We start from the raw sequence: 814 nt of genomic DNA, 5'->3' as shown, positions 1-814 counted from the left end.
GCTTTTTCGCGCTCCATACGCGCTTTTTTCTCTTCGAAGCGCAGTTTCGCACGCTCTGCGGCTTCTGCTTCTTGAGTTCGAGTACGAATTTCTGCTTTTGCTTGGCGGTAATATTGCACCAGTGGAATTTCACTTGGACAAACAAACGCACAAGCGCCACACTCGATACAATCTTTTAGATTTAGTTCTTCTAGCTTGTCATATTCTTCGGCCTTAGCATGCCATTGAAGCTGCTGTGGCAGTAGAGATGCAGGACAAGCTTCCGCACATTGACCACAACGTATACATTCCATCTCGTATTGATGAGCTGAAATCTCGTGACGAGTCGGAGCTAAAATACAGTTCGCCGTTTTGGTGATAGGAACCTGTGAGTGGGGCAGGGTAAAGCCCATCATTGGTCCGCCCATGATCAAACGCTGAAGTTTTTTATCGGCTTTGTACCCGAATTCGTCGAGCAGTGCTTGAACTGGGGTACCCAAGAGCGCCCATACGTTTCGAGGCTGTTTAAAGGTTTTACCTGTTAACGTAACGACACGTTCGATCATTGGCTCACCATCGATGATAGCGCGCTTAATTGAGTATAAAGAACCGACGTTTTGAACCAAGATGCCAATATCTGCAGGGATAGAGCCGCTAGGAACTTCCTTGTTGGTCAGAATCTTTATCAGCTGCTTTTCACCGCCCGACGGGTATTTCGTCGGGATTACTCGAATAACAATGTCCTTGTTCAGCGCGGCACTTTCCAGTGCTTTAATGGCATCTGGTTTGTTATCTTCGATACCAATGATCGTCAGTTTTGGCTTAAGGATATGTT

Annotated in this window: 1 protein-coding gene; it reads right to left on the bottom strand. The window is 46.6% G+C overall.

Going from position 1 to position 814, the window contains the following annotated elements:
• The coding region (gene rsxC / locus R8O10_RS24595) for an electron transport complex subunit RsxC (protein ID WP_318191869.1) at positions 1-814 on the bottom strand (814 nt) is incomplete at both ends.

Source organism: Vibrio sp. 1727 (assembly GCF_033344415.1).
Taxonomy (GTDB): domain Bacteria; phylum Pseudomonadota; class Gammaproteobacteria; order Enterobacterales; family Vibrionaceae; genus Vibrio; species Vibrio alginolyticus.
The sequence above is the reverse complement of the archived record's forward strand: the minus strand, read 5'-3'. Positions and strand labels throughout refer to the sequence as shown.